At 57.1% G+C, this 26,318-nt stretch carries 24 protein-coding genes and 2 pseudogenes; 17 read left to right on the forward strand and 9 right to left on the reverse strand.

Translation table 11 applies throughout. From position 1 onward, the window contains the following. The first annotated feature begins 71 nt into the window (after window positions 1-71). From ATI02_RS18215 to ATI02_RS18235, 5 genes are all read left to right on the forward strand, one after another. Window positions 72-2,111: a patatin-like phospholipase family protein gene (locus tag ATI02_RS18215; RefSeq protein ID WP_095187063.1), complete on the forward strand. Its 2,040-nt coding sequence runs from the start codon at window positions 72-74 to the stop codon at window positions 2,109-2,111. A gap of 6 nt (window positions 2,112-2,117) precedes the next feature. Further along, the gene (locus tag ATI02_RS18220) at window positions 2,118-2,528 is read left to right on the forward strand and encodes a CesT family type III secretion system chaperone (protein WP_095187064.1); all 411 of its coding nucleotides are present in this window, start codon (window positions 2,118-2,120) and stop codon (window positions 2,526-2,528) included. A gap of 348 nt (window positions 2,529-2,876) precedes the next feature. Next, window positions 2,877-4,096 (forward strand): IS3 family transposase gene (locus tag ATI02_RS18225; protein WP_425273620.1). Its coding sequence is split into 2 segments (ribosomal slippage): window positions 2,877-3,222 and window positions 3,222-4,096, totalling 1,221 coding nucleotides; the frame shifts between segments, so codons are not numbered across the junction. 88 nt (window positions 4,097-4,184) lie between these two features. Next, entirely contained in the window at window positions 4,185-5,018 is an 834-nt protein-coding gene (locus ATI02_RS18230; RefSeq protein WP_095187065.1) for an EamA family transporter, read from the forward strand. A 40-nt stretch (window positions 5,019-5,058) separates the two neighbouring features. Then, window positions 5,059-5,442 carry an MAPEG family protein gene (locus tag ATI02_RS18235; RefSeq protein ID WP_095187066.1) on the forward strand — a complete coding sequence of 128 codons (384 nt, stop codon included), beginning with the start codon at window positions 5,059-5,061 and terminating at the stop codon, window positions 5,440-5,442. A 141-nt stretch (window positions 5,443-5,583) separates the two neighbouring features. On the opposite strand, the gene mltA is transcribed toward ATI02_RS18235, so the two are convergent. Beyond that, window positions 5,584-6,768 carry a murein transglycosylase A gene (gene mltA / locus ATI02_RS18240; RefSeq protein ID WP_095187067.1) on the reverse strand — a complete coding sequence of 395 codons (1,185 nt, stop codon included), beginning with the start codon at window positions 6,766-6,768 and terminating at the stop codon, window positions 5,584-5,586. 128 nt (window positions 6,769-6,896) lie between these two features. Between mltA and ATI02_RS18245 the strand changes: the two genes are divergently transcribed. Continuing rightward, window positions 6,897-7,346, forward strand: coding sequence for a c-type cytochrome (locus ATI02_RS18245; protein ID WP_100846982.1), 450 nt, complete (start codon window positions 6,897-6,899; stop codon window positions 7,344-7,346). Between the two features lie 160 nt (window positions 7,347-7,506). Here the strand turns inward: ATI02_RS18245 and ATI02_RS18250 are convergent, their stop codons facing one another. The 4 genes from ATI02_RS18250 to ATI02_RS18265 all read right to left on the reverse strand — a co-directional run bounded on the left by ATI02_RS18250 (window position 7,507) and on the right by ATI02_RS18265 (window position 12,112). After that, on the reverse strand, window positions 7,507-7,902 hold the full coding sequence (locus ATI02_RS18250; RefSeq protein WP_095187069.1) for a DUF1090 domain-containing protein: 396 nt from the start codon (window positions 7,900-7,902) through the stop codon (window positions 7,507-7,509). Between the two features lie 96 nt (window positions 7,903-7,998). Then, the gene (gene ligB, locus ATI02_RS18255; protein ID WP_100846983.1) at window positions 7,999-9,675 is read right to left on the reverse strand and encodes an NAD-dependent DNA ligase LigB; all 1,677 of its coding nucleotides are present in this window, start codon (window positions 9,673-9,675) and stop codon (window positions 7,999-8,001) included. 232 nt (window positions 9,676-9,907) lie between these two features. Continuing rightward, the gene (gene metK, locus ATI02_RS18260; protein WP_095187071.1) at window positions 9,908-11,098 is read right to left on the reverse strand and encodes a methionine adenosyltransferase; all 1,191 of its coding nucleotides are present in this window, start codon (window positions 11,096-11,098) and stop codon (window positions 9,908-9,910) included. An 18-nt stretch (window positions 11,099-11,116) separates the two neighbouring features. Beyond that, window positions 11,117-12,112: an ArsR/SmtB family transcription factor gene (locus ATI02_RS18265; RefSeq protein ID WP_100846984.1), complete on the reverse strand. Its 996-nt coding sequence runs from the start codon at window positions 12,110-12,112 to the stop codon at window positions 11,117-11,119. 258 nt (window positions 12,113-12,370) lie between these two features. Here ATI02_RS18265 and tkt point away from each other — a divergent pair, with 258 nt between their 5' ends. From tkt to fba, 6 genes are all read left to right on the forward strand, one after another. Then, entirely contained in the window at window positions 12,371-14,368 is a 1,998-nt protein-coding gene (tkt, locus tag ATI02_RS18270) for a transketolase (protein ID WP_095187073.1), read from the forward strand. 150 nt (window positions 14,369-14,518) lie between these two features. Beyond that, window positions 14,519-15,571: an erythrose-4-phosphate dehydrogenase gene (epd, locus tag ATI02_RS18275; protein ID WP_095187074.1), complete on the forward strand. Its 1,053-nt coding sequence runs from the start codon at window positions 14,519-14,521 to the stop codon at window positions 15,569-15,571. A 12-nt stretch (window positions 15,572-15,583) separates the two neighbouring features. After that, window positions 15,584-16,747 (forward strand): phosphoglycerate kinase, encoded by a 1,164-nt coding sequence (locus tag ATI02_RS18280; RefSeq protein WP_095187075.1) that lies wholly within the window; start codon window positions 15,584-15,586, stop codon window positions 16,745-16,747. 34 nt (window positions 16,748-16,781) lie between these two features. After that, a complete protein-coding gene (locus tag ATI02_RS18285) occupies window positions 16,782-17,003 on the forward strand; it encodes a hypothetical protein (protein WP_095187076.1) in 222 nt (73 codons plus the stop codon). 57 nt (window positions 17,004-17,060) lie between these two features. Continuing rightward, window positions 17,061-17,393, forward strand: a complete 333-nt coding sequence (locus ATI02_RS18290) for an MliC family protein (protein WP_095187077.1) — start codon at window positions 17,061-17,063, stop codon at window positions 17,391-17,393. A gap of 253 nt (window positions 17,394-17,646) precedes the next feature. After that, a complete protein-coding gene (gene fba, locus ATI02_RS18295) occupies window positions 17,647-18,711 on the forward strand; it encodes a class II fructose-bisphosphate aldolase (RefSeq protein ID WP_100846985.1) in 1,065 nt (354 codons plus the stop codon). Window positions 18,712-18,792: 81 nt separating this feature from the next. Here fba and ATI02_RS18300 read toward each other — a convergent pair whose 3' ends face one another. Together ATI02_RS18300 and ATI02_RS18305 are read right to left on the reverse strand one after the other, a co-directional pair. Beyond that, window positions 18,793-19,992, reverse strand: coding sequence for a type II toxin-antitoxin system HipA family toxin (locus tag ATI02_RS18300; protein WP_095187078.1), 1,200 nt, complete (start codon window positions 19,990-19,992; stop codon window positions 18,793-18,795). Next, complete coding sequence (locus ATI02_RS18305) at window positions 19,989-20,240, reverse strand: helix-turn-helix domain-containing protein (RefSeq protein ID WP_095187079.1); 252 nt, start codon at window positions 20,238-20,240, stop codon at window positions 19,989-19,991. The genes ATI02_RS18300 and ATI02_RS18305 overlap by 4 nt, the downstream gene beginning before the upstream one ends. 96 nt (window positions 20,241-20,336) lie before the next feature. On the opposite strand from ATI02_RS18305, the pseudogene ATI02_RS18310 reads away from it, so the two are divergent. Continuing rightward, window positions 20,337-20,621, forward strand: a pseudogene (locus tag ATI02_RS18310) (class II fructose-bisphosphate aldolase); the annotation flags it as partial. A gap of 90 nt (window positions 20,622-20,711) precedes the next feature. On the opposite strand, the gene ATI02_RS32045 reads toward ATI02_RS18310, so the two are convergent. Next, window positions 20,712-20,981, reverse strand: a complete 270-nt coding sequence (locus ATI02_RS32045; RefSeq protein WP_146166132.1) for a hypothetical protein — start codon at window positions 20,979-20,981, stop codon at window positions 20,712-20,714. 1,197 nt (window positions 20,982-22,178) lie between these two features. After that, a complete protein-coding gene (locus tag ATI02_RS18315; protein WP_100846986.1) occupies window positions 22,179-22,883 on the reverse strand; it encodes a transposase in 705 nt (234 codons plus the stop codon). A 695-nt stretch (window positions 22,884-23,578) separates the two neighbouring features. Between ATI02_RS18315 and ATI02_RS18320 the strand changes: the two genes are divergently transcribed. From ATI02_RS18320 to ATI02_RS18325, 4 genes and pseudogenes are all read left to right on the forward strand, one after another. Then, a protein-coding gene (locus ATI02_RS18320; protein ID WP_425273621.1) for an IS3 family transposase occupies window positions 23,579-24,798 on the forward strand; the annotation gives its coding sequence in 2 pieces (ribosomal slippage) (window positions 23,579-23,924 and window positions 23,924-24,798; 1,221 coding nt in all). A gap of 206 nt (window positions 24,799-25,004) precedes the next feature. Then, on the forward strand, window positions 25,005-25,232 hold the full coding sequence (locus tag ATI02_RS32050; protein WP_146166131.1) for a hypothetical protein: 228 nt from the start codon (window positions 25,005-25,007) through the stop codon (window positions 25,230-25,232). Between the two features lie 390 nt (window positions 25,233-25,622). Next, the gene (locus ATI02_RS32055; RefSeq protein WP_146166130.1) at window positions 25,623-26,102 is read left to right on the forward strand and encodes a hypothetical protein; all 480 of its coding nucleotides are present in this window, start codon (window positions 25,623-25,625) and stop codon (window positions 26,100-26,102) included. 90 nt (window positions 26,103-26,192) lie between these two features. Further along, window positions 26,193-26,288 (forward strand): annotated as a pseudogene (locus ATI02_RS18325) (class II fructose-bisphosphate aldolase); the annotation flags it as partial. Between the last annotated feature and the right edge of the window lie 30 nt (window positions 26,289-26,318).

Consider the following 26,318-nt stretch of genomic DNA (forward strand, 5'->3'; position numbering starts at 1 on the left):
TTTGAAAAGCCAAAAAAACCGTTCCCTTAGTATGGGCTCCTGTAAAGGACCAACGTTAGTTGGGAGCTACTATGCTAATTTCGTCCTCAGTCAACGCCCTCACGGGTGCTGGCAGGCAGCAGGAAGTCTCCCCGCCGAAGGATTCGCAACCGGCCAAGGCCACCTTGTCCACCCAGGTTGTGGGTCAGGGTCTGATGGCTGCGCTCAAGACCACGATTGGCATTGCGCTCAGCACGAAAGTGCCGGACATCAGCCGAGCCAGCCTGGTAACCCCACAGCCTGAAGGTGCGTCGCAGCTGATCGCCGATGCGGCGGGACAGCGCAAGGTTACGCTGCGCAGTTTCGAGAACGGCGTCACCGAAGTGCAACTGGCGCGGCCGCCATTGACCACCCTGGTCCTCAGCGGTGGTGGCGCCAAAGGCGCGGCGTATCCGGGGGCGATTTCGGCGTTGGAAAACAAGGGTGCGCTAGAGGGCATCAAGAGTATTTCCGGTTCGTCGGCCGGGGCTATCACCGCCGCGCTGCTGGCGTCGGGCATGAGCGCCACTTCGTTCAAGACTCTGTCGGACAACATGGACCTTATCACCCTGCTCGACAGCAGTAAAAGCTGGTTGAGAAAAGTCCAGCATGTGATTTCCGGCTGCGCTAATGCGATCACCCTTGGCAGGATGGGTGTAGTCGGCAGCATTGTTCGTCTGCTGTACAACATCTTGCCACGTTCGGATTCCGAAGCGGCACCGCTGGAGAAAGTGCTGCGCGAGGAGACGAGTAAGGCGGTAATGAACCAGATCGCGGCTCATATGGACATCGCTGAACAACCCGCCGTGAGAGCTATTGCACAAAAACTGGGGGCCGGCGGCGTGGTGACCTTCCGCGACCTGGCTGTGCTCAGTCGGTATATCCCACAGATCAAGGAACTGAGCATGACCGGCACGGCCATGTACGAAGGGCGTCCGCAGTTGGTGGTGTTCAACGCCGACCTGACCCCCGACATGGACATTGCCCGTGCTGCACACATTTCCGGGGCGTTCCCGCTGGTGTTCCAGAAAGTCGCGGAAGCCGCGCACCCGTTCCAGGAACAGGGCGAAGTCACGCTGTTTCAGGATGGCGGGGTCATGTCCAATGTGCCGGTTCCCGAGATGATCAATCAGCAGTTCTCGAACAGCCCGTTGCGTCAGGCCGATAACCTCATCCTCAAGTTCCCTGAGGATGAAGTCGCCCAGAAGGGTCCGGGCCGGGGCGCTATCAATGTGAAAGAGTGGATTGTCGGTGCTCCGTTGGGAGCGCAAGCGGCATTGCAGGATCGCGGGCTTGCCGCGTTCGAAGACCAGACGGTTGTAGTGCCGCTCAAGACCGAGTCCGGCGACTACAGCGGGATGCTGGGCGGAACCCTGAACTTCACCATGCCCGCCAGCGTCAAGAATTCGTTGCAGGCGTTATTGCAGAACGAAGTCGGTGACCACCTCGACAACCGTTTGCAAGCCCGCGAAGCCCACACGTTTGCGACGATGGAAGGGGCGTTGCTGGCCCTTGATGACGAAATGCTTGCCAGTGTTGCGGCCCAGGATCCGGTGCGTACCGCAGACGTTGTGCAGTTCCGTCGGGAGGTTGGCGAGGCGTTATCCGGGCTGACGGTGGCGATCCTCTCGGCTGAAAACATGAAGCTGACCGATAACCTGCGTTCGGCCTTCTCGCGGCTGGATGCCTTGGCGACTACGCCGGAGCGCAAGGAATGGTTGAGCAAAACGTTGAACAACGCCGATAACACCGACCATCAACGCTTGCTCGGCGCTCTGCGCAACACGCCTGTGGAGTCGCCGGTACTGAAGGCGGCGGTGGACGAAATGCGCAAGCGCGATGTAGCGGTGATTGCTGAGAACATTCGCAAGGAAGTGATCTTGCCTTCCCTGTTCCGTGTCGGACAGCCGAAATCCAACGTGGCGTTGTTGCATCGCGTCGAGCAAAGCCTGATGCGTGCAACCACTCCGGCCGAGATCAATCGAGCGCTGGATGACCTTGCCGACAATTACGGCGCGCGTAACAAACCCTGGAGCAAGGCATTCAGTTCTACCACCGTTAACATGGCCCGGGCCTGGCGGATCAAGGAGTAAACCCTCATGACAGTTGAAGCATGGCTGGATCAATGGGATTTGGCGTTGCCGTCAGAGGCGCAGCAGACCTGCCGTTTGCGCGTTGGCGACGGGCCTGAGTTGTTGCTCGAGCGCACCCCCGGCGGCTGGTTGCTTGCCTTGCGTCTGGGCCCGCTACCGAGGACCCTGCTGCAGGGCGTGGTCCTGCAATTGTTGCAGGTCAACAGCCCGTTTTCGCTGCTGGCTCCGGTGCGAATGACGGCTGACGTCGCTGGTGATCTGGTGCTGTGTGTCGAAGCGCTTGACGGGCAGGCAGACGTCGAGCAGTTGAACGCCTGGTACGGCAAATTGCTGCAAGGCCATTCCTTGTTCAGTTCGTTGACCGCGCAAGGTGCGACCCTGACCGATGCACCTTTGCAAGGTGGCGTGTTTGTCTGAGCTGACTGTTTGAATGACAACGGGCCCTTATGGGCCCGTTGTCATTTCGAGGTAGCGTCAACTCAGTGCGCGGCGTCGACGGCGAAGCGATGGCTGCGTTGCAAGATCGGACACAGCGCGAAGGCCCCCCATAACACCCGTGTGATCGCCACCGGCATCACCGAGCGGCTGGAATCCGACTGTTCAACCTGTCACTGTAAGAGTTGCCTAAGACTCGTGCCGCGATCGGACGATCTTTTGACTTTGGTTTATAAAAACAAGATCAAAAGCTCGCTGCCTGAACGAGCCCCATGAAAGACAGGACACCGTTTCCCCCTTACGATAAGGGATAGGCAAACGGTTATGTTTATGACTAATAGCAACGATAAGAGTGGTGAGCTTTTGGGCCAGGAGCGGCGTCGTCGCTGGAGCCCAGAGCAAAAGCTGGCCATGGTTCGAGAGAGCCTTGAACCAGGACAAAGCGTTTCGGTCGTGGCTCGGCGCAACGGCATCAATGCCAACCAGTTGTTCCTGTGGCGCAAGCTGTACCAGGACGGCAGTCTATCGGCGGTCAGTGCTGGCGAAGCCGTGGTGCCGGCCTCCGAGCTGAGCGATGCGCTCAAGCAGATCCGTGAACTGCAACGGATGTTGGGCAAGAAAACGATGGAAGCGGAAATCCTCAAAGAGGCCGTGGAGATCGCCCGGTCGCGAAAATGGATTGCGCATTCACCCTTGTTGCCGGGGGACGACCAGTGAAACTGGTCAGCGAATGTCTCGGTGTGGCGCGCTCGCAATTAACGGTTCGAATCAAGCAATCGGTATCGCCCAAGACACGGCGAAGCAGGCCTGTGAACGACGCTGAGTTGGTGGCCGAAATCCAGCAACAGGTCAGCGAGCTGCCCAGCTATGGCTACCGTCGAGTCTGGGGATTGCTGCGTCGCGCCCGTGAAACCCAGCTGCTACCTGCGATCAACGTGAAGCGAGTTTACCGGGTGATGCGTGATCACAACCTGCTGCTTGAGCGCCGGATCAAACAACCCGGCGTGCCGCGTCGGCACGAAGGCCGTATTGCGGTGCAAACCAGCGATACGCGTTGGTGCTCGGACGGCTTTGAGTTCCGTTGTGAGGACGGCGCTAAACTGAGCGTGACCTTCGCCCTGGACTGCTGTGATCGCGAAGCCATCGGCTGGGTCGCGAGCCCGACCGGGTACAGCGGCGATGATATCCGCGACTTGATGCTGGAAAGTGTGGAGAAGCGCTTCGGTGATCAACTGCCTGCAACACCGGTGCAGTGGCTCAGCGATAACGGTTCGGCCTACACCGCCGAACAGACGCGCCTGTTTGCTCGGCAGATCGGCTTGCAGCCGGTGACCACACCAGTGCGTAGCCCGCAGAGTAATGGCATGGCCGAGAGCTTCGTGAAGACGATCAAGCGTGACTACGTGGCGCACATGCCCAAACCGGATCGAGAAACGGCGTTGCGTAACCTGGCAATTGCCTTCGAACACTACAACGAGCAGCATCCGCACAGCGCCTTGAACTATCGCTCACCGAGGGAGTTCAGGCGCTTGGCAGTGGCATCAATTTAACGGGGAGTTGGTGTCCGGTTTTGTAGGGGCAAGTCCACTGCCTTCGACAGCCCCTACAGGGTCGGGTGATAACAATAAGGAGAGGGATGTGCTGGCGACAGCTCTGGTGTTGGTGGCGGCGCTGCTGCATGCGGCGTGGAATACCTTGATCAAATTCAGTGCCGAACGGTTGCTGGTGGTGGCCTGCATGGACACGGTGGCGCTGCTGTTCGTCGCCATCGCGTTGCCGTTCGTGAGCCTGCCGCCCATGGACATCTGGCCGTGGATTCTCGCCTCGGCGGCATTCGAACTGCTCTATCGCTACCTGCTGATTCAGGCCTACCGGGTCGGTGATCTGGGGTTGGTCTATCCGCTGATGCGCGGCCTGTCGCCGCTGGTGGTATTGGCATTGACCCTGGTCTTCGCCGGCGAAGTGCTCACCTCCCAGCAGATCTTCGGAATCATGCTGATTCCATTCGGCATGGCCTGCCTGCTGTGGCAGGGCGGCGGCGGGAAACATTTGCCGTGGTCGATGCTGCCGGTGGTGGCGCTGATCGGCCTGTGTATCGGCTGTTACACCTACATCGATGGTCAGGCGTTGCGACGCTGGTCGCATCCGCTGGATTACCTGGTCTGGGTCACGCTGCTCAGTGCCTGGCCGTTCCCGTTGCTGGCCTGGGTCGCCAAACGCCCGGCGTTCATGCAGTTTTGGCATGAGCAGTGGAAGTTGGGCCTGGCGGTCGGGTTCTGCGTGCTGTTCAGCTACGCTCTGGTGCTGTGGGCGATGCAGTTGGGCTCGATCGCCGAAGCGGCGGCGTTGCGCGAGATCAGCGTGATTCTGGTGGTGCTGTTTGGCATGCGCTACCTCAAAGAACCTTTTGGCCGGCCACGGCTCTTAGCCTGTGGGTTAGTGCTGATCGGCATGCTGGTGATGAAGTTCTGACGGCCTGGCCAATTCTATAACTCGAAAGAAGGACGGCGTTATGACGGTGGCTCTGTGGTGTGTGTTGATCGCGATCTTTTTGCCGTATGTGTGCACGATTGTCGCCAAGATCTCGGGCGGTTTCAGGCTGAGGGACAATCATGATCCCCGGGACTTTCTCGATAGCGTTGATGGCGTGGCCCGGCGGGCGCATGCGGCGCAATTGAACAGTTTTGAGGTGATGCCGGCATTTGCCGCCGCGGTGATCGTCGCGCACCTGGTGGGAACCGCGGAGCTGGTGACGGTGAATGTGCTGGCGGTGCTGTTTATCACCAGTCGCCTGCTGTACATCATTTGCTACCTGGCGGACTGGGCGGTTTTGCGTTCGCTGGTGTGGTTTGTCGGCATGGGGTTGATCGCTGCGTTCTTCTTTGTGTCGGTCTGATTCTCGGTTGCTGCCACCGGTCTCTTCGCGGGCAAGCCCGCTCCCACAGGTATCAGCGGTGAACACGAATTCTGTGTACACCAACGAACCTTGTGGGAGCGGGCTTGCTCGCGAAGACGATTGATCAGGCAACGAAATAGCTTAAGGTTTTTCCTTGGCCGTATCGGCGACTTGAGGCACTTGCGGCAGCGCCGCGCCTTTAGGCCAGAGCATCCAGATCTGCCCTTGCTGTTTCATATCTCCGGCGAGTTGCCCGGCCGCATCACCGGTGCCCCAGAACAGGTCCGCGCGCACTTCGCCGGCAATCGCGCCGCCGGTGTCCTGCGCTGCTACCGGGCGAACCAATGCTGTGCCATCCGGGCGTGTTGTCGACAGCCACAACAGGCTGCCCAGTGGAATCACCTTGCGATCCACCGCTGCGCTGTAACCCGCCGTGAGTGGCACGTTCAGCGAGCCGCGCGGGCCTTCATTGCTGTCCGGATTGCGGGTGAAGAACACGTAACTCGGGTTGCTGCCCAGCAGTTCCGGAATACGTGAAGGGTTGGCTTTGGCCCAGTTGCTGATCGCACCCATGGTCACGTCTTCTTTCTTCAGCTCGCCTTGCTCGACCAGCCAACGCCCGATTGGCCGGTACGGGTGGCCGTTCTGGTCGGCATAGGCAATGCGCAGCTGTTTACCGTCCTGTGTCTGGATTCGGCCGGAACCCTGGATCTGCAGAAACTGCAGATTCATCGGATCGGTGAGGTAGGCCACGACTGGCGCGTTCACGCCTTTGGATTCAATGGTCGCTGCGTCGTCGTAGGGTTTGAGCACCCGACCTTCGAGACGCCCGCGCAGACGTTTGCCTTTCAGCTCGGGGTAAATGCTGTCGAGCGAGACGATGATCATGTCTTCAGGCACGCCGTACACCGGCACATTGGCGGTCTCGGTCGGTGTCAGGCTGCCGGGGTAGACCGGTTCGTAGTAGCCGGTAATCAAGCCGTTGGGGTTGTCGTTTTCAGCGCGCAGGCCATAGACATCAAGGTTCTGTTTAAGGAAGGCACGGATTTCGTTGGCGCTCTGCGGCACATTGGCCGCCGCCGCGCAGGTGGGGCCCCAGACCGCGTCTGCCTTGAGCCGGGTGCAGGCGCTGCGCCACGAGCCGAAACCGGCGACCAGATCGCTATCGGACACTGCCGGCAGTGCTTCCCAGGTTGCGCTGGAGTACGTCGCCAACGCATGGGTTTTCGGTTTGGCACTGTCGCCGCCAGTGCAGCCGGCGAGGATCGCCAGCATTGGCAGGGTTGCAATCAGCGGGTGACGCCAGGCCTTGAAACGGCTGTTCATGGAGAGATTCCTGTGCCGGTTGCGCGAGTGCTCCATGCGCTCAAGCAACCCGTAATTTTAATAGGGCTATTGGTGTTTGTCGGTGACGCGGGGATACTGGCCGCCGAATTCCGTGACCTGAAGCCACCATGACTCTTAAAAGAATTGCTGCTGTATTGCTGGCCTGTCTGACCTTGTCCGCCTGTGGCGGTGTCGATCCGAACTCCCCGCTGGGTCAGCGCAAGGCGATCTTCAAACAGATGCTCAAGACCGGCGAAGACCTGGGCGGCATGTTGCGTGGACGCATTCCCTTCGACGGGCCGAAATTCGCCGAGGGTGCGGTGAAACTCGATGCGTTGTCCCATGAGCCGTGGAAGCATTTCCCGCAGGTTCGCGAAGAAGATCACACCAGCGCCAAGGACGATGTCTGGCAAAAGCAGGCCCGCTTTCAAGAGATGGCCCACAACCTTGAAGCCGCCACCGGTGAATTGGTGATTGCCAGCAAGGTTCAGCCGTACAAGGCCAGCAACCTGGGGCCGGCGGTGCAGAAAGTTGAAGATGCCTGCAGCGCTTGCCATAAAGAGTTTCGCGATCATTGATCTCTGTTGTTTGAGCTGACGCCTTCGTCGGATCGCCGCCCGGAACAAGCTCGCTGCCACAAGGTTCTTCGGTGTGCCTGGCATTGAGGGTCACTGGAGGTCCCTGTGGGAGCGAGCCGGCTCGCGAAAGCGGTTTGAAATTCACCGCGACACTGAAGGATTACTTGTCGAGCTGGTCCAGCGCGTCCTGCAACTCTTTACGCGACTCGGCGAGCTTGTCTTTGCGCTTGTTGATCTTCTCCGGGTCGCCTTTCTTCATCGCCTTGTCGAGGTCAGCCTGTCGCTTGCTGACTTCGTGCTTGGCTTCAAGCACCTTGTTTTCGCGTTCTTTCTTCAAGCCTGCGTCAGTGCAATGCTCGGTCACTTCACGCAAAGCGGTTTCCAGGCCCGCCTGCTGATCGGTATTGCCACGGGACTTTGCCTGTTCGATCTGATTGATGATGCCCTGCTTCTTGGCGGCGCAACCGGTCAGGCCCGGAGCGTCTTCGTCGGCCATCACTGGCGCGGCCATGGCGGCGCAAAGGGTGAGCAGGGCGAGCGGTGCAAGAAATTTCATAAAAGCTCCATGTGCAAAGACAATCGGGTCGGTGAGGCACTGCGCTGTTGGAGCGCCCGCCGGCCGTTGGGTTCCCGGCGCACCGGGATTGCGTGTTCAGAAACCGTCGATTCCGGCGGCGTGTAAAATTTCACTCAAGGCTAGCACCTGCGGGTCGCGAAAGAACGCGCTCAATTGCGCCGCGCGACCGGGGCCGATGCCGGCTTCTGCCTGCCATTGTTCGGTGTCGCGTTGTACCAGCGCCTGCCATGAGTCAGGGAGTTGCGCCTGACCGGTCGGCGGCAAGCCCAAGGCCTTGAGCCATTGTGCGAATGGCCGTTGGCGGGCGTTGTGAATACTGTGCATCAGGCGCGCGCTGCTGCGTTCGCCGAAGCCGGCAATGTTAGCAAGCTCTGGCGCGTCGAGGGCCAACCAATCCAGCAGGTTGCTCAGGCGGCCTGTTTCGAGAAGTTTCTCCCAAGTGCCGCGACCGACATGTTGCATGGCCAGTCCCTGTTTGCCACTGAGCCAGGTCAGGCGCGCGAGAAACTGGCTTTCGCAGCCTGGTGTCGGTTGCCAGCAACTCAGGGCGTGGAAGTCGTCGGCGCTCGGGATGTCCATGTGCGCTCGGTCGATGCTGCGCAACACCACGCTGTCGAGCCGGGGGATGGTCAGGCCCGCCAGACTGATCGCCACCTGATCGCCGGGACGGATATCCAGTGCTTGCCAGCGCTTGAATGAGCTGGCGCTGACCCGTTTGATCTCGCGGTCATCGAGCATGACCGGGTTCAGTTCCAGCACTGGGGTGATGCGCCCGGTGCGCCCGATCTTGAAATTCACCTTGCGCACTTCGGCCAAGGCCTGAGCAAACGGGTACTTCCAGGCCACAGCCCAGTAAGGCGCATGAGCCTGCCAGCGCTCGGCGGGTGGGCGCTGGCTCTGGCGCAGAACCACGCCGTCCGTGGCGAATGGCAGGGGCGAGCGGTACCAGTGTTCGCGCCACTTCTGTGCGTCAGCGAATTGCGAAACGCGATGGCTATAGCGCTCCGTTGCGGTAAAACCCAGCGCCGCCAATGTCGATAACCTTTCAGACAAGTCCGCAGGTCCTTGCGGCCAGTCCCAGACGAACAGCCCGATCCCGTCGGCTTGTTCTGCGCTCAAGCTTTTGCGTCCCATCAGACCGGCCACGGTGGCGCGGGCGTTGACGCTGCCGGCTTGAGCCTGAATATGTTCGGTCAGGCGCCAATAGAGTTCACCTTGCACCAGCAGATCCAGCGGTTGCTTGAGTCGTTGCGGGATGGCGCCGATCTTGCGCGCAGATGCCGTCCAGTCCTGCCCGCTGACGCCGTCGCCGCGACTGATTGCTTGCTGCAAAAGTCCATCGCGATAAATGAGCGTCACCGCAACGCCATCGACCTTGGGTTGCACCCAGACCTCTTTGCGATCACGTAGCCAGGCTTGCACGGCCTCGGCTTTGTGAAGTTTATCCAGGCCGGTGTGGGCGACTGGATGTGCGACTGGCCCGGAGGCTGTGCGCACGGCCTCAATCGTCGCTGGCAATTTAAAACATGCTCGCCATTCGCTTAGCTGCAGGCGCGATTGGTCATAGAGTTCGTCGGCAATCAGCGAGCGGCCTTCGCGGTGGTAGGCGTCGTCCCATTGGTCGATCTGTTTTTGCAGCGCGGTGATTTCGGTTTTTGCTTGAGTGGCTGGCCATTTCGGGCAATCGGCGTGGGCATTGAGGGCCGTACAGGCCACGAGGAAAACAAACCGCAGGCGAAGCGTGGCAAGCATCGTGAGCGTCCTTGCTCGGGGGGAATGCTTGAAGGTTAGAAGACGAAATGGAGCTTGGTAAGTAGGGTGTTTTGCGGGGTGTGTCTGGTCGGGAAGTGATGTCGGTCCGGCTAGCCCCTTCGCGAGCAGGCTCGCTCCCACAGGATTCGGGTGTGAATTCAAAATCGAGTTTCAAGCATGAAAAAGCCCCGCACGGCGCAAACCGTGCGGGGCTTTTTATGCAGCCAGGGAATTACAGGCCAGCAGCGGAACGCAGAGCGTCGGCGCGGTCGGTTTTTTCCCAAGTGAAGGTGGTGAAGGTGTCTTCGCCAACAGTCTTGGTCTGCGGGGCACGGCCGAAGTGACCGTAAGCAGCAGTTTCCTGGTACATCGGGTGCAGCAGGTCGAGCATGGTGGTGATGGCGTATGGACGCAGGTCGAACACTTCACGTACCAGTTTGATGATCTTGTCATCGCTGATCTTGCCGGTGCCGAAGGTGTTCAGCGAGATCGAAGTAGGCTGGGCCACACCGATCGCGTAGGAAACCTGAATCTCGCAACGCTCGGCCAGGCCGGCAGCAACGATGTTCTTGGCCACATAACGGCCGGCGTAGGCAGCCGAACGGTCAACCTTCGATGGATCCTTGCCGGAGAACGCGCCGCCGCCGTGACGGGCCATGCCGCCGTAGCTGTCGACGATGATCTTGCGACCGGTCAGACCGCAGTCACCTACCGGGCCGCCAATGATGAACTGGCCGGTCGGGTTGATGTGGAACTGGGTGTCTTTGCTCAGCAGTTCGGCAGGCAGCACGTGCTTGACGATCAGCTCCATCACGCCTTCGCGCAGGTCTTTGTACGACACTTCCGGGTTGTGCTGGGTCGACAGAACCACGGCGTCGATACCGACAACCTTGCCGCCTTCGTAACGGCAAGTCACTTGCGACTTGGCGTCCGGACGCAGCCAAGGCAGCAGACCCGACTTGCGGGCTTCGGCCTGGCGCTGCACCAACTGGTGCGAGAAAGTGATCGGTGCAGGCATCAAAACGTCAGTTTCGTTGCTGGCGTAGCCGAACATCAGGCCCTGGTCGCCGGCGCCCTGATCTTCAGGCTTGGCACGGTCAACACCCTGGTTGATGTCCGGGGACTGCTTGCCGATGATGTTCATCACACCGCAAGTGGCGCCGTCGAAGCCGACATCGGAGCTGTTGTAGCCGATGTCCAGAATGACGTTACGCACGATTTCTTCCAGATCGACCCAGGCCGACGTGGTCACTTCACCGGCGATGATTGCAACGCCGGTCTTTACCAGAGTCTCGCACGCCACACGGGCGAACTTGTCTTCAGCAATAATGGCGTCCAGCACCGCATCGGAAATCTGGTCGGCGATTTTGTCCGGGTGCCCTTCGGACACGGACTCGGAGGTGAAGAGGGAGTATTCGCTCATCTCGATGTTTTCCTGAATTTACCGATGGTGAGTGTCGCCAGCCGGTCGCTGAAAGTGGCGAACCTGGATCTGGAAACCATTACGTAAGCCTACATAGAGGCTTTCCCCGGGAACGAGTCCCGCAGCGGTGGCCCAACGGGCCAAATCGTCCTGTTCAAACCCCAACCACAGATCACCGCAGGCCTCCCTGGCCCAACTCTGGTTGTGGCTACATAACTCTGTCACGAGCAGGCTACCGCCCGGTTGCAGCAGACCGGCCATGTGCTTGAGCGCTTCGGCCGGCGCGGCGAAATGGTGCAAGACCATATTCAGTACCACGCAATCGGCCTGAAGGCTGCTGCCGTTCAATGCATCGGCCAATTGCAGGCTGACGTTAGCCAGTCTTTCACGAACGCATACCTGACGGGCCAGTTCGAGCATCGCCGGGCTGTTGTCCAGCGCGGTTACGGTGCCAAAGCGGCGGGCCAGTTCCGGCAGAAAAGCACCATCGCCGGGACCGACTTCAATGGCCGTGGCAGCGCCATCGAAGTTCAGTTTGTCGAGCAGGGCCAGCACGCTGTCGCGGTATTGCGGCAGGCCTGCAATCAAGTCTTGCTGGGCGCGGAATTTCTCCGCCACCCGGGCGAAAAAATCCTGGCTGGCCGCAGCACGTTGCCCGTGAACCTGCGCAATTCGCGCCTGAACGTCGTCGGGCAGCGCCAGGTTGTCGACTTCTTCTAACAACGCCGCGTGCAACTTGCCGCCGAGCAGTTCGGTGTGGGGCAGGGCGCGGCGATAAAAAATCGCGTTGCCTTCGCGACGGGTCGCCACCAGATCGGCTTGTGCCAAGACCTTGAGGTGATGACTCATACCTGACTGACCCGTGCCGAAAATCTGCGCCAGTTCCAAAACACCAAACGAATCGTTGGCCAGCGCGCGCAATACATTCAGCCGCAGCGGATCACCGCCGGCCTTGCACAGGGCCGCCAGCTCGTCGCAATCGTCATGGCGAATGGAAGGCACGCGTAAGTTCATGGGGCAGCAGTCTAGAGACGGGGGTAAATCCCCGCAAGGCCAATATCAAAAAGTTTTGATATTGCTCGATAGATGGCACTTCTCACGAGCTGGTTAACTCTACAAACGAACTGCGGAAAGGTTTCACCCACCGAAACCCGCGTTATCCATTGGAAAAAGGCCTCTGCATGACTATCTGTCATTGCCCCGAGGCGCTCCGGTGAGGGAAAATGCCCTCCTTTTTTCCGTTCCAGTTTATTCACACCCAGGAGATCAGCGATGCCTAGCCGTCGTGAGCGTGCCAACGCCATTCGTGCCCTCAGCATGGATGCCGTGCAAAAAGCCAACAGCGGCCATCCCGGTGCCCCTATGGGTATGGCAGATATCGCCGAAGTGCTTTGGCGCGACTACCTCAAGCACAACCCGAGCAACCCATCGTTCGCCGACCGTGACCGCTTCGTGCTGTCCAACGGCCACGGCTCGATGTTGATCTACTCGCTGCTGCACCTGACCGGTTACGACCTGTCGATCGAAGACCTCAAGCAATTCCGTCAACTGCACAGCCGTACCCCGGGCCACCCGGAATTCGGTTACACCCCGGGCGTTGAAACCACCACCGGCCCGCTGGGTCAGGGTCTGGCCAACGCTGTGGGTTTTGCCCTGGCAGAAAAAGTCCTGGCGGCGCAGTTCAACCGTCCGAGCCACAACATCGTTGACCACCACACCTACGTGTTCCTGGGTGATGGCTGCATGATGGAAGGCATTTCCCACGAAGTCGCTTCCCTGGCCGGTACTCTGGGCCTGGGCAAGCTGATCGCTTTCTACGATGACAACGGCATCTCCATCGACGGCGAAGTCGAAGGCTGGTTCACCGATGACACCCCGAAGCGTTTCGAAGCCTACAACTGGCAAGTGATCCGCAACGTCGACGGTCACGATCCGGAAGAGATCAAGACCGCCATTGAAACCGCTCGCAAGAGCGCGCAGCCGACCCTGATCTGCTGCAAGACCACCATCGGTTTCGGTTCGCCGAACAAGCAGGGTAAAGAAGACTGCCACGGCGCCCCACTGGGTGACGCGGAAATCGCTCTGACCCGTCAGGCGCTGAACTGGAACCACGGCCCGTTCGAAATCCCGGCCGACATCTACGCCGAATGGGATGCCAAAGAAGCTGGCCGCGCTGTTGAAGCCGAGTGGGATCAGCGTTTCGCTGCTTACTCTGCCGCATTCCCGACCGAAGCCAACGAACTGATCCGTCGTCTGAGCGGCGAGCTGCCGTCCGACTTCTCGGAAAAAGCCTCGGCCTACATCGCTGAAGTCGCTGCCAAAGGCGAAACCATCGCCAGCCGTAAAGCCAGCCAGAACACCCTGAACGCCTTCGGCCCGTTGCTGCCGGAACTGCTTGGCGGTTCGGCTGACCTCGCCGGTTCCAACCTGACCTTGTGGAAAGGTTGCAAAGGCGTCAGCGCTGAAGATGCCAGCGGCAACTACATGTACTACGGCGTGCGCGAATTCGGCATGACCGCCATCATGAACGGCGTCACTCTGCACGGTGGCCTGGTGCCTTACGGCGCGACCTTCCTGATGTTCATGGAATACGCCCGCAACGCCGTGCGCATGTCGGCGCTGATGAAGAAGCGCGTGATCCACGTCTACACCCACGACTCCATCGGTCTGGGCGAAGACGGCCCGACGCACCAGCCGATCGAACAACTGACCAGCCTGCGCACCACACCGAACCTCGACACCTGGCGTCCAGCCGATGCCGTGGAATCGGCAGTGGCCTGGAAAAACGCTCTGGAGCGTAAAGACGGCCCATCGGCGCTGATCTTCTCGCGTCAGAACCTGCAGCACCAAGAGCGCGATGCCGGCCAGATCGCCGACATCAGCCGCGGTGGCTACGTGCTGAAGGACTGCGCAGGCGAGCCTGAGCTGATCCTGATCGCCACCGGTTCGGAAGTGGGTCTGGCTGTTCAGGCCTACGACAAACTGACCGAGCAGGGCCGCAAGGTGCGCGTGGTTTCGATGCCTTGCACCAGCGTGTTCGACGCTCAGGACGCCGGCTACAAGCAGTCGGTTCTGCCGCTGCAAGTCAGCGCACGTATTGCGATCGAAGCGGCTCACGCCGACTTCTGGTTCAAGTACGTGGGTCTGGAAGGTCGCGTGATCGGCATGACCACTTACGGTGAGTCGGCGCCTGCGCCAGCGCTGTTCGAAGAGTTCGGCTTCACCCTGGAAAACATCCTGGGTCAGGCTGAAGAGCTGCTGGAAGACTGATCCAGATCAGGTGTCGTCTGAGCTGACGCCTTCGCGAGCAGGCTCGCTCCCACATTGGAACGCGTTTCCCTGTGGGAGCGAGCCTGCTCGCGAAAGCGTTGGTTCGGGCAACATCGCACTGCCTGATTCACCACGGTAATCGAGAACCCCATGCCTCAACCGCGTCCTTACAAAGTTGCACTCAACGGCTACGGCCGGATTGGTCGTTGCGTCTTGCGTGCGTTGTTTGAGCGAGGCGAAAAAGCCGGGTTTGAAATTGTCGCAATCAACGATCTGGCCGACATGGCCAGCATCGAATACCTGACACGCTTCGACTCCACCCACGGCCGCTTTCCCGGCGAAGTGCGGGTCGAGGGCGACTGTCTGCATATTAATGGCGACTGCGTGAAGGTTCTGCGCAGTGCCACCCCCGAAGGCATCGATTGGGCGTCGCTGGGCGTCGATCTGGTGCTCGAATGCTCCGGTGCCTACAACACCCGTGAAGACGGCCAGCGTTTCCTCGACGCCGGCGCGCCACGTGTCCTGTTCTCGCAGCCGATGGCCAGCGAGGCGGATGTCGACGCCACCATCGTTTACGGCGTCAATCAGGATTGCCTGACCGGCGACGAGTTGCTGGTGTCCAACGCCTCCTGCACCACCAACTGCGGCGTGCCGCTGTTGCGTCTGCTGGACAAGGCGATCGGCCTCGATTACGTGTCGATCACCACGATTCACTCGGCGATGAACGATCAGCCGGTGATCGACGCCTATCACCACGAAGACCTGCGCCGCACCCGTTCGGCGTTCCAGTCGGTGATCCCGGTGTCCACTGGTCTGGCGCGCGGTATCGAGCGTCTGTTGCCGGAACTTGCCGGGCGAATTCAGGCCAAAGCCGTACGCGTGCCGACGGTCAACGTGTCCTGCCTCGACATCACGATGCAGACCGCCACGGCGACCGACGCCAATGAGGTCAACCGGATCCTGCGCGAGGCTGCCACCAGCGGCCCGCTCAAAGGTTTGTTGGCCTACACCGAATTGCCTCACGCCAGCTGTGATTTCAACCATGACCCACATTCGGCCATCGTCGATGCCAGTCAGACCCGTGTTTCCGGCCCAAAACTGGTGAACATCCTGGCCTGGTTCGACAACGAATGGGGTTTTGCCAACCGAATGCTGGACGTTGCAGACCACTATCTGCAAACAGCAACTTCAAAAAAACCGTAGGAAGTGCGACCCATGACCGTGTTGAAGATGTCCGACCTCGATCTGCAAGGTAAGCGCGTATTGATCCGCGAAGACCTCAACGTCCCAGTCAAGGACGGTGTTGTCACCAGCGACGCGCGTATCCTGGCTTCGCTGCCGACCATCAAGCTGGCCCTGGAAAAAGGTGCGGCGGTGATGGTCTGCTCGCACCTGGGTCGTCCGACCGAAGGCGAGTTCTCCGCAGAGAACAGCCTCAAGCCAGTCGCCGACTACCTGAGCAAGGCCCTGGGCCGCGAAGTGCCGCTGGTGGCCGATTACCTGGGCGGCGTTGACGTCAAGGCCGGCGACATCGTGCTGTTCGAAAACGTGCGCTTCAACAAGGGCGAGAAAAAGAACGCTGACGAACTGGCCCAGCAATACGCCGCCCTGTGCGACGTGTTCGTAATGGATGCGTTCGGCACTGCTCACCGCGCCGAAGGCTCGACCCACGGCGTGGCCAAGTTCGCCAAGGTCGCCGCTGCCGGCCCGCTGCTGGCCGCTGAGCTGGATGCATTGGGCAAAGCCCTGGGTGCTCCGGCCAAGCCAATGGCTGCCATTGTTGCCGGCTCCAAGGTGTCGACCAAACTCGACGTGCTGAACAGCCTGAGCCAGATCTGCGATCAATTGATCGTCGGCGGCGGCATCGCCAACACTTTTCTTGCCGCAGCTGGTCACCCGGTCGGCAAGTCGCTGTACGAGCCGGACCTGCTCGACACCGCCCGCGCCATCGCCGCCAAGGTCAGCGTGCCGCTGCCGGTCGATGTGGTGTGCGCCAAGGAGTTCGCGGAAAGCGCTGAAGCCACCGTCAAGCTGATCGCTGACGTCGCTGCCGACGACATGATTCTGGACATCGGCCCGCAGACCGCAGCCAACTTCGCTGAACTGCTGAAATCGTCCAAGACCATTCTGTGGAACGGCCCGGTTGGCGTGTTCGAGTTCGACCAGTTCGGCAACGGCACTAAGGTGCTGGCCCAGGCCATCGCTGAAAGCTCGGCATTCTCGATCGCTGGCGGTGGCGACACCCTGGCCGCCATCGATAAATATGGCGTGGCTGAGCAAATCTCCTACATTTCCACCGGTGGTGGCGCGTTCCTCGAATTCGTCGAAGGCAAGGTTCTGCCAGCCGTCGAAGTCCTGGAAAGCCGGGCCAAGGCCTGAGGCCACCCGTTTGGCCAGGCAAAGGAGTGGTCACATGGTCAAGTCGTTAGCATTGTTGTTGCTGACCGGTACGTTGGCGGCCTGCGGGAGTAACCCCAAAGCCGAAGCGACACCGGCGCCCAGCGAAGTACAGAAAGGCTGCTACCAGGCCGACTGGCAGGCCGAAACCAACCCGGTGCTGAACAAGCGTTCCGGGCCGGACGGGCTGGACAAATACGAGACGCAAACCCCGGCCAAGGAACATGGTTGTCCTTGACGGGTCTGACTCTTTAACTCAGGGCTGGCGGCATGCGCCGTCAGTCGAGGAACACGGATGAAAGGCTTGATCGCCATTGCGGCGCTGGCATTGTTGGGCGGTTGCGCGCAGTTGAACCTGTTCCAGTCGTCCGCCCCTGCGGATAACTGGACCACCTGGACCTGCGACAGCCAGGCCAAAGTGCTGTGGCGTTACGCCGATGCCGGCCAGAAAGAAGTCGATGTTCGACTGGGCGGCGGTGATCAGGTCTATCGCCTGAAAGAAGAGCCGGGCGCCTCGGGCACGCTGTACAGCGACGGCATGCTGGCGTTTCACCTCAAGGGCGAGGAAGGCCTGGTGTACTGGGTCGCCACCAATGACTTGATTGGCCGCGGCTGCAAAGCCGAGTAATTGCAACACCACAGATCCAAATGTGGGAGCGGGCTTGCTCGCGAAAGCAATCATGCCGTCGATGATGGAGTGTCTGTAAGACCGCTTTCGCGAGCAGGCTCGCTCCCACAGGGGTTCTCTGTTGTTCACACAGTTTTGGTAACACCGAATCACCAGACCGGGCCTCGACCCCCGATCTGCAATCACTTGAATAGCCGCCGCCGCTCCGGCAGGCTGGCACGATTAACGACCCAAACCGGGAGAGACACACACAATGGCACTTATCAGCATGCGCCAGATGTTGGACCACGCAGCCGAGTTCGGCTACGGCGTTCCAGCTTTCAACGTCAACAACCTTGAGCAGATGCGCGCCATCATGGAAGCCGCTGACAAGACTGACTCCCCGGTGATCGTCCAGGCTTCGGCCGGCGCCCGTAAATACGCTGGCGCGCCATTCCTGCGTCACCTGATCCTGGCCGCGATCGAAGAATTCCCGCACATCCCGGTGTGCATGCACCAGGACCACGGCACCAGCCCTGACGTCTGCCAGCGCTCGATTCAACTGGGCTTCAGCTCGGTAATGATGGACGGTTCCCTCGGCGAAGACGGCAAGACCCCGACCGACTACGACTACAACGTCCGCGTGACCCAACAAACCGTAGCCATGGCGCACGCCTGCGGCGTTTCGGTAGAAGGCGAGCTGGGCTGCCTGGGTTCGCTGGAAACCGGCATGGCCGGTGAAGAAGACGGCATCGGCGCCGAAGGCGTTCTGGATCACAGCCAAATGCTGACCGATCCGGAAGAAGCCGCTGACTTCGTTAAACGCACTCAGGTGGATGCCCTGGCCATCGCCATTGGCACCAGCCACGGCGCGTACAAGTTCACCAAGCCACCTACCGGTGACGTGCTGGCCATCGACCGCATCAAGGAAATCCACAAACGCATCCCGAACACCCACCTGGTGATGCACGGTTCCTCGTCGGTGCCACAAGAGTGGCTGGCGATCATCAACCAGTACGGCGGCGACATCAAAGAAACCTACGGCGTACCGGTTGAAGAAATCGTCGAAGGCATCAAGTACGGCGTGCGCAAGGTCAACATCGACACCGACCTGCGCCTGGCCTCCACCGGCGCCATGCGTCGCCTGATGGCCACCAACCCGAGCGAATTCGACCCACGTAAATTCTTCGGCGCCACCGTGACTGCAATGCGCGACGTATGTATCGCGCGTTATGAGGCGTTCGGTACCGCCGGCAATGCTTCGAAGATCAAACCGATCTCGCTGGAAGCGATGTACCAGCGTTATCTGAACGGTGAGTTGAATGCCAAGGTTAACTAAAGCCTGAGTGTTGAATCGCTGAATCAAGAAACCCGTCGTGAGACGGGTTTTTTGTGGGCGGTGTTTACTCGCTGTATTGAGTTATCCAAAAGTCAGAGAAAAAGGCGCTGCCGCTCGCTCAATGGCGCTGACTACATGGGGCGCCTGTTCGCGATATTGAGGATAGTGCCCAAGTACGGCTTCAACCGACGCCAGCAATCTTTGGATGCGCTCCTTGGGATGATCGATCTCACAGGTATGCGCAAACTCCAGTAGCCCTTGCCGCGAAGCGAACATTGACTTGTTGCCTGCCAGATCCAGAGCCAAAACATCTTCCGGAATATAGGCCGTGGTGTTGACGATGTCGTAAGCCGGCGCCAGATGCGCATCGCGCTGTGTCGGTTCGGAATAGAGCAATCCGAAGTTTTTCAAATGTGCGTCGCCATTCCCGACGATGCAACTCAGGGCGACGCTATCGAAGAGTTGGTCAAGGGAGGAGCGCAGATGCTCAGGCGGGCAGTACACACGTATGGCCTTGGCGATTGCCGCATAACTCTTGCTGTACTTCTGGTTAGCCGATAGCCCCATCAGCGCTGCCATGTCTTCAAAACCAATCGGATTGAGCTGGTCGTCGCGGTCAAAGCGGCGCATGACAAACAGCTTGGCGTTGTCGGAAAGATAAAACGGTGGAACGGGAATACCCGCGTCTTTCGCCATGGACATGCAAAGGAATTCATTGATTGCCAGGCCCGGGAATTCATCGCGGCCACTTTTGATGATCAGCTCAGAGGTTTTCGATGTCACTCGTGGCCATTCGATTTGCTGACGTTCCGGTACCAGCACCTTGGGTTGAACGCCTGAAATGCCCGCACGCAGGATATAGCGATCAAGCATGTCAGCGAAGATGTCTTCCGTGCCGTCCCACGTCAGAATCTCTTCGAGGTTTTCGCCCGGGAATTGTTGCTCCTCCAGCAAAGCGTCAACAGTTTCAGAACGCACTTGAAGCCTGCCAATGGGCGAAGAGCTGCCGGAGAGCGCCAGTAACAGCATCGGGTCGACATTCACTGTCTTGGCCAATCGATTACGCAGTTGCTCTAAAACATAGCCTTCGGGCAGGTTCATCTGAAAAACCGGGTGGAGTTCGCGCCTGCGATATTCGTCATGTCTTACTGGCATCGACAGACTGATCGCAATTTTGGGCGATGCATCTTCGTGATAACGGAAAGTGAAGTTCTCGGCATCGCTAAAAAGCCTGCCGCTATTGCCCTCAGGCGTGCTGACTTTCAGAGAGGTCATTTTCATTCGAATAGATCCCCAAGCTCTTCGAGTGTCGGCATCACGGCGGGGACGACTGCGAGCTCGCAATCCAGAGCTCCCAAGACGCGCGCATAAGCGATCATGCCGACAGAAAGAGTGCCTTTTTCCACTGCGATGACTTTGTACCGTGTCAATCCCGCGAGGTCGGCGAGCTGTGCTTGCGTCAGGCCGCGATTGATACGTTTCTCGCGTAGTTGGGTGCCGAGCCGGCTAATCAAAAGAGAGTGATCCATGTTCCGCTACCGTAACATTTGATTTTAAATGTAGCGCATGCGAAACATTTTATCCATCGCGGAGTTGACTCAACCCCCCGCGCTCGGTGTACCGGTGAAGAAATCGTCGAAGGCATCAAGTACGGCGTGCGCAAGGTCAACATCGACACCGACCTGCGCTTGGCCTCCACCGGCGCCATGCGTCGCCTGATGGCCACCAACCCGAGCGAATTCGACCCACGTAAATTCTTCGGCGCCACCGTGACTGCAATGCGCGACGTATGTATCGCTCGTTATGAAGCGTTTGGTACTGCGGGTAACGCTTCGAAGATCAAACCGATCTCGCTGGAAGCGATGTACCAGCGTTATCTGAAGGGTGAGTTGAACGCCAAGGTTAACTGAACCTGAGCGTTAAACAGCGTAAATAAAAAACCGCCTGAAAGGCGGTTTTTTTACAGCTTATTAAATAAGGCGGCGTAGGATTTATTGTTTTCAAACAGTGATGTTGTATGGAGCTGACCATTTTGTATTGTCAGGTGCACCATTGATCAATGCTTCCGCAACAACCGCGTATTTTCCGGATTTCGGGAAATTAATTTGAAAGCTATAGCCACCGTTTGCCCAGGAATTTCCTGATCCTAAGGTAGGAACGCCGCCTGTAACGGTAACGTAAACGATGCTGTTGGGCTTGGACGTCCCGGAAATAACATAATTTCCACTTACGTCCTTCGAAATGTTGTTGATAACGGTTTCATTCGCCATGGTTATTACTCCTTGTAAATGTTGGTAGGAGCTTGCCTGTATAAATAAGGCAGTTCCAGTCAAGTGTCTTCTTTGTCTGCTTGTGGCGTGAGGGATGTTAAGTGTTTCTTTTGTGGGGTAGACCTGTAATATCTGACAGTTTTTAATAATGTTTTGCGATATATCTTATAGCGAGTGATAGTTTTATATTTTATGAATTGTGAGATAGAAAAGAAGGTTAAGAGGGCGGATTTGTTAAATGACAATGAATCTACCAGAAGTGAGTTAAATAAATCTGTCCCCTTGAGGATTATGATTTGTTCGCTCTTCGTATGCTTAATATCGCAAAACGATATTAGGGGCTGTCAACTATGACAGTTGACGATCCGGGACCTTCAATCTAATCTCGTATACGTGCAGCAGAAGAGTGGGAGGGTAAATAAATCCGTCCCCTTTGGACGATGGGCTAAGGACGGGTAAGGGGACGGATTTATTTATCTTGAGTGTTGAGCCGCTGATTCGGATTAAATAAATCCTTCCCGTTACTCATCTTATGTTAGCTTTTCACATTTTTAATATAGCTAAATAATATTAAGCCCTGTCAACTATGACAGGTGACTGCACGTGTTGTTCAATCTAGCCTTGCATATGAGCCGCAGAAGAATGGGGGATAATAAAACTGTCCCCTTTGTAAACTCAATGATGCGAGGGATAAAAAATGGCAGCTGGAGATTTTGATCATAAATATGATTATGTTGTAAGTGGTTTAAGCGGAAATACAGGGGGGGCTTTGCCTTCTACACCCGATACACCACTAATGACGCGACACATCCCCCCGACATATAGCGAAGATACGGGTATGTGGAATCATCAGCCAGGAAAATTTTGTACGTGTGGGTGCGAAAAAGGTGGTTGGAGCACTTCCGAACATGCCGTGGTAAAAAAAACGTAAAAAGTTTCATAGCCTCTTCTTTACTTGTCAAATATTCGACAATGAAACCCGCCCAATTGCGAGTTTCTTTTTTGTACGTCAGGCATGGCGCGTTGCGCGCAAGCGCACCCAGCTTGGCTATGGTGGCCATGCTGATGACTTGGAGGTGAAGGTTCTACGCACTCTGCACGGGGAGGTATTAGCCAGAGGCAAGAGTGTTGACTGCGAATCTTAGGTGTAAGGGGCGGATTTATTTACCGTAATTCCACCCCCTTTTTATGAATTTCTTATGTTTCTACTATGCATTTCGCTGGTCTCCCCCTAGGCCGATTTGATATGTGCAACCCGGTAATAACTTCAATCTCAGCAGTGAACTGCGAATTGCCCGTCAATTGACCACGCTGTAGCGCACTTCTTATCAATTCCAGCTCCTGTGATGGTGGGGGCTGCTTCATGAACTCGATGTAGCGATCATTGCGGATGGCCACGGTTGGCCCTAGATCTGTGAAACCGGGATAGTCATCCAGCCAATTAGTCTCTTCCGTTGCGTTCAGTCTCACTTGCAGGCTCGACCATCTATAGTCTTGCGCATGCTCGACTATTTGAGCACGCACTGGATTCAGCTCTATATATCGGCAGCACGCCAACAAATAGGTATCGGTTTGAACGACGCTGGATTTGTAGCGGCTTTCCCACAGCGTGCCAGAGCGTCCCTCGAGCTTGTTGCGATAGCGGGTCATGCGAGCTGCCAGGCTCTTCATCAATTGCCCGAGGCTGGCTGCTGACTCGCCAGGTGCAAGCAACAGATGGACATGGTTGGTCATCAGGCAGAAGGCATAGACCTTCACATCCAGTAGGGTTTTCAGTTCACACAGGTCGCTGAGATACCGCTCGAAATCGGCCGGTTCTTTGAACACGGCCTGCTTGTTGTGACCGCGTTGTACGACGTGATGGGGATAGTGAGGTAATACGACTCGCGCGGTTCTCGGCATATAGCCTCCTACGTCCGTGTAGGGAAAGGGGACGGATTTTGAACGACCCGACCTGTTTTTTGTTTCTTGCGTGAGGGTAAAGCGCTTGGTGTGGCTCGTCACCTGTCAAAGTTGACAGGTGTGTGATGTTTTTTTGTTCGATGGTGGTGTGGGGTCATTCGGATTTTCAAAGTTTCGGCTGATCCGGCCTGAGAGGTTGCCTGCAACGGCCTCTCTCCGTATGCCGTAATGGCAGTGGAATCGATGTTTTTACTTGAGTTTTGTGATGATCAAATCCAAAACCGTTCGCCAGATGGGATAAATAAATCTGTCCCGTTAAAGGTTCGGTTGAAGACTCAAAGATCGAATTACGGAAAATTGATTAATTTGTTTGTATCTGCGGTGTTTAATATCGCAAATCGATATCAGGGACTGTCAACTATGACAGGTGACGAGTCGCGACCTTACAGTTAGCCTTGCAAGCGAGAAGTAGTAGAACGTAATGGGTCAATATAGAGCCGTCCATTTAACACAGTAAGGTGGTTCTGGACGTTTGGGTGGTGGTAAATGGTTTGTGTATAGGGCTTCAGCGTGAAGCTCTAGACGGTGATGTTTTTTCACAACGTAGTGGTCTCTATTTATTGATTGAACGAGCCCCATGAAAGACAGGACACCGTTTCCCCCTTACGATAAGGGATAGGCAAACGGTTATGTTTATGACTAATAGCAACGATAAGAGTGGTGAGCTTTTGGGCCAGGAGCGGCGTCGTCGCTGGAGCCCAGAGCAAAAGCTGGCCATGGTTCGAGAGAGCCTTGAACCAGGACAAAGCGTTTCGGTCGTGGCTCGGCGCAACGGCATCAATGCCAACCAGTTGTTCCTGTGGCGCAAGCTCTATCAGGACGGCAGCCTGTCGGCGGTCAGTGCTGGCGAAGCCGTGGTACCGGCCTCAGAGCTGAGCGATGCGCTCAAGCAGATCCGTGAACTGCAACGGATGCTGGGCAAGAAAACGATGGAAGCGGAAATCCTCAAAGAGGCCGTGGAGATCGCCCGGTCGCGAAAATGGATTGCGCACTCACCCTTGTTGCCGGGGGACGACCAGTGAAACTGGTCAGCGAATGTCTCGGTGTGGCGCGCTCGCAATTAACGGTTCGAATCAAGCAATCGGTATCGCCCAAGACACGGCGAAGCAGGCCTGTGAACGACGCTGAGTTGGTGGCCGAAATCCAGCAACAGGTCAGCGATCTGCCCAGCTATGGCTACCGTCGAGTCTGGGGATTGCTGCGTCGCGCCCGTGAAACCCAGCTGCTACCTGCGATCAACGTGAAGCGAGGTTACCGGGTGATGCGTGATCACAACCTGCTGCTTGAGCGCCGGATCAAACAACCCGGCGTGCCGCGTCGGCACGAAGGCCGTATTGCGGTGCAAACCAGCGATACGCGTTGGTGCTCGGACGGCTTTGAGTTCCGTTGTGAGGACGGCGCTAAACTGAGCGTGACCTTCGCCCTGGACTGCTGTGATCGCGAAGCCATCGGCTGGGTCGCGAGCCCGACCGGGTACAGCGGCGATGATATCCGCGACTTGATGCTGGAAAGTGTGGAGAAGCGCTTCGGTGATCAACTGCCTGCAACGCCGGTGCAGTGGCTCAGCGATAACGGTTCGGCCTACACCGCCGAACAGACGCGCCTGTTTGCTCGGCAGATCGGCTTGCAGCCGGTGACCACACCAGTGCGTAGCCCGCAGAGTAATGGCATGGCCGAGAGCTTCGTGAAGACGATCAAGCGTGACTACGTGGCGCACATGCCCAAACCGGATCGAGAAACGGCGTTGCGTAACCTGGCAATTGCCTTCGAACACTACAACGAGCAGCATCCGCACAGCGCCTTGAACTATCGCTCACCGAGGGAGTTCAGGCGCTTGGCAGTTGCATCAATTTAACGGGGAGTTGGTGTCCGGTTTTGTAGGGGCAAGTCCATTGAGCTAGGAAAGAGGTGCGGATTTATTAATATCCTAACCTAACCTAACCTAACCTAACCTAACCTAACCTATCCTGTTTTTGTTTTTTTTGAGGGTCGAGTGGTGTAAAAAATTGCCCTGATATTATGCTGATATTATGTATTTCATATTAATGGTGAGGTAGGAAAATGACTATTGTTCAGACTTACAAGGAAGGTGTTATAACCCAATCCTGTGCCATAACGGTTTCTCACAAACTGTTTTCTTTTATAAAAGTAAAGCCTGATGGTGGAGGTGCGGAGGTGCGTTTTATGGATGACGATGATAAGCGCTACGAGAGTTATCCTGTAGGATCTCGCATTAAATATGTGCTGATTAATGGCAATGCTACGAAGGCGGAAGGTTTTAACTATTAAAGAAGTGAGGGGGAAGGGATAAGCGGGGGCGGGTTCTTGATGGAGTCATCTCGCATGGTCTTAAATAAATCCGTCCCCTTTCCTGCTCCTATGTTTTAGATTGGAGTCTTAAGAGTTGTCAATTTCTCTGCGTTCGTCAACTGTTAGAAGTAACAGTATTCAGGTTGTTTATAACCATTTGTCCTAAATCATATATCAATTAGATAGAGTGTAAGTCTACAAGGTATTGGGCTCATTTCCATCTTTTGGGTTTTTGTCAACTGTCAAGTTTGACAGTTGCGAGGCGGTTGAGGCTGAGTTATCACTTAGAGGCGTGAAAGAATGGTCTGCCTTCTGCTGTTTTAATTGTAGAGGCGGGCAGTAAATTATCTTGAAATAAGGAGCAAAAGGATGCCTTTTCAATTGCTGGGTGCGGATAGCTTTAGTTTAGAGCCAGCACTGGTGCCGGCTCCACAAAAAGCGCCTGCTGGTTCGACTTCGATTTACCATACACACTGCGGCTCTGTCGAAGAAGTAGAATGTGAAGTTCATCCTGTTCAGGCTCCGCCTCTTCCTCTTGGGGCGGGTACTACATTTCAGTTGATGCTGCGCTTGATTCGTGACGCTAAAGGCGTGCCTGTACTCGCATCGAGCAATCCATGGGAAGTCGTTGCGAGCGATTCGCCCAATATTGTTAATTTAGTCGCAACGGGTGCGAATCCTACTCCGGCGCTGCGTGCATATTCGCAGCCTCTATTTCTTTACTTTAATCCTCGGGCAATCGGGATTGTAGTTGATGGAACTTATCAGGCGAAATTGTCATTTCACGATAGCAATGGGCAGAACGTCGGTGCTACTAAAGCGCAAACTGTTTATTTTGGTTTAGCATAAACCTGGTCTAAGGGGCGGGTTAAGAGGACGGATATATTTATCATGAATTGCAGATGGCTGGACTAGCGCCTTTTCGGCGCCATCGTGACTTCGATGCATGATATGTGTATCGCTCGTTATGAGGTGTTTGGTACTGCGGGTAACGCTTCGAAGATAAAACCGATCTCGCTGGAAACAATATACTAGCGCTATCTGAAGGGTGAGTTGAATGCTAAG

The sequence above is a fragment of the Pseudomonas baetica genome, from assembly GCF_002813455.1.
Classification (GTDB): domain Bacteria; phylum Pseudomonadota; class Gammaproteobacteria; order Pseudomonadales; family Pseudomonadaceae; genus Aquipseudomonas; species Aquipseudomonas baetica.

Bases quoted from the DNA above. Each gene is read 5' to 3' on its own strand.
- ATI02_RS18215 (WP_095187063.1), top strand. From the start codon at position 72: ATGCTAATTTCGTCCTCAGTCAACGCCCTCACGGGTGCTGGCAGGCAG.
- ATI02_RS18220 (WP_095187064.1), top strand. From the start codon at position 2,118: ATGACAGTTGAAGCATGGCTGGATCAATGGGATTTGGCGTTGCCGTCA.
- ATI02_RS18235 (WP_095187066.1), top strand. From the start codon at position 5,059: ATGACGGTGGCTCTGTGGTGTGTGTTGATCGCGATCTTTTTGCCGTAT.
- mltA (WP_095187067.1), bottom strand. From the start codon at position 6,768: ATGAACAGCCGTTTCAAGGCCTGGCGTCACCCGCTGATTGCAACCCTG.
- ATI02_RS18245 (WP_100846982.1), top strand. From the start codon at position 6,897: ATGACTCTTAAAAGAATTGCTGCTGTATTGCTGGCCTGTCTGACCTTG.
- ATI02_RS18250 (WP_095187069.1), bottom strand. From the start codon at position 7,902: ATGAAATTTCTTGCACCGCTCGCCCTGCTCACCCTTTGCGCCGCCATG.
- ligB (WP_100846983.1), bottom strand. From the start codon at position 9,675: ATGCTTGCCACGCTTCGCCTGCGGTTTGTTTTCCTCGTGGCCTGTACG.
- metK (WP_095187071.1), bottom strand. From the start codon at position 11,098: ATGAGCGAATACTCCCTCTTCACCTCCGAGTCCGTGTCCGAAGGGCAC.
- ATI02_RS18265 (WP_100846984.1), bottom strand. From the start codon at position 12,112: ATGAACTTACGCGTGCCTTCCATTCGCCATGACGATTGCGACGAGCTG.
- tkt (WP_095187073.1), top strand. From the start codon at position 12,371: ATGCCTAGCCGTCGTGAGCGTGCCAACGCCATTCGTGCCCTCAGCATG.
- epd (WP_095187074.1), top strand. From the start codon at position 14,519: ATGCCTCAACCGCGTCCTTACAAAGTTGCACTCAACGGCTACGGCCGG.
- ATI02_RS18280 (WP_095187075.1), top strand. From the start codon at position 15,584: ATGACCGTGTTGAAGATGTCCGACCTCGATCTGCAAGGTAAGCGCGTA.
- ATI02_RS18285 (WP_095187076.1), top strand. From the start codon at position 16,782: ATGGTCAAGTCGTTAGCATTGTTGTTGCTGACCGGTACGTTGGCGGCC.
- ATI02_RS18290 (WP_095187077.1), top strand. From the start codon at position 17,061: ATGAAAGGCTTGATCGCCATTGCGGCGCTGGCATTGTTGGGCGGTTGC.
- fba (WP_100846985.1), top strand. From the start codon at position 17,647: ATGGCACTTATCAGCATGCGCCAGATGTTGGACCACGCAGCCGAGTTC.
- ATI02_RS18300 (WP_095187078.1), bottom strand. From the start codon at position 19,992: ATGAAAATGACCTCTCTGAAAGTCAGCACGCCTGAGGGCAATAGCGGC.
- ATI02_RS18305 (WP_095187079.1), bottom strand. From the start codon at position 20,240: ATGGATCACTCTCTTTTGATTAGCCGGCTCGGCACCCAACTACGCGAG.
- ATI02_RS32045 (WP_146166132.1), bottom strand. From the start codon at position 20,981: ATGGCGAATGAAACCGTTATCAACAACATTTCGAAGGACGTAAGTGGA.
- ATI02_RS18315 (WP_100846986.1), bottom strand. From the start codon at position 22,883: ATGCCGAGAACCGCGCGAGTCGTATTACCTCACTATCCCCATCACGTC.
- ATI02_RS32050 (WP_146166131.1), top strand. From the start codon at position 25,005: ATGACTATTGTTCAGACTTACAAGGAAGGTGTTATAACCCAATCCTGT.
- ATI02_RS32055 (WP_146166130.1), top strand. From the start codon at position 25,623: ATGCCTTTTCAATTGCTGGGTGCGGATAGCTTTAGTTTAGAGCCAGCA.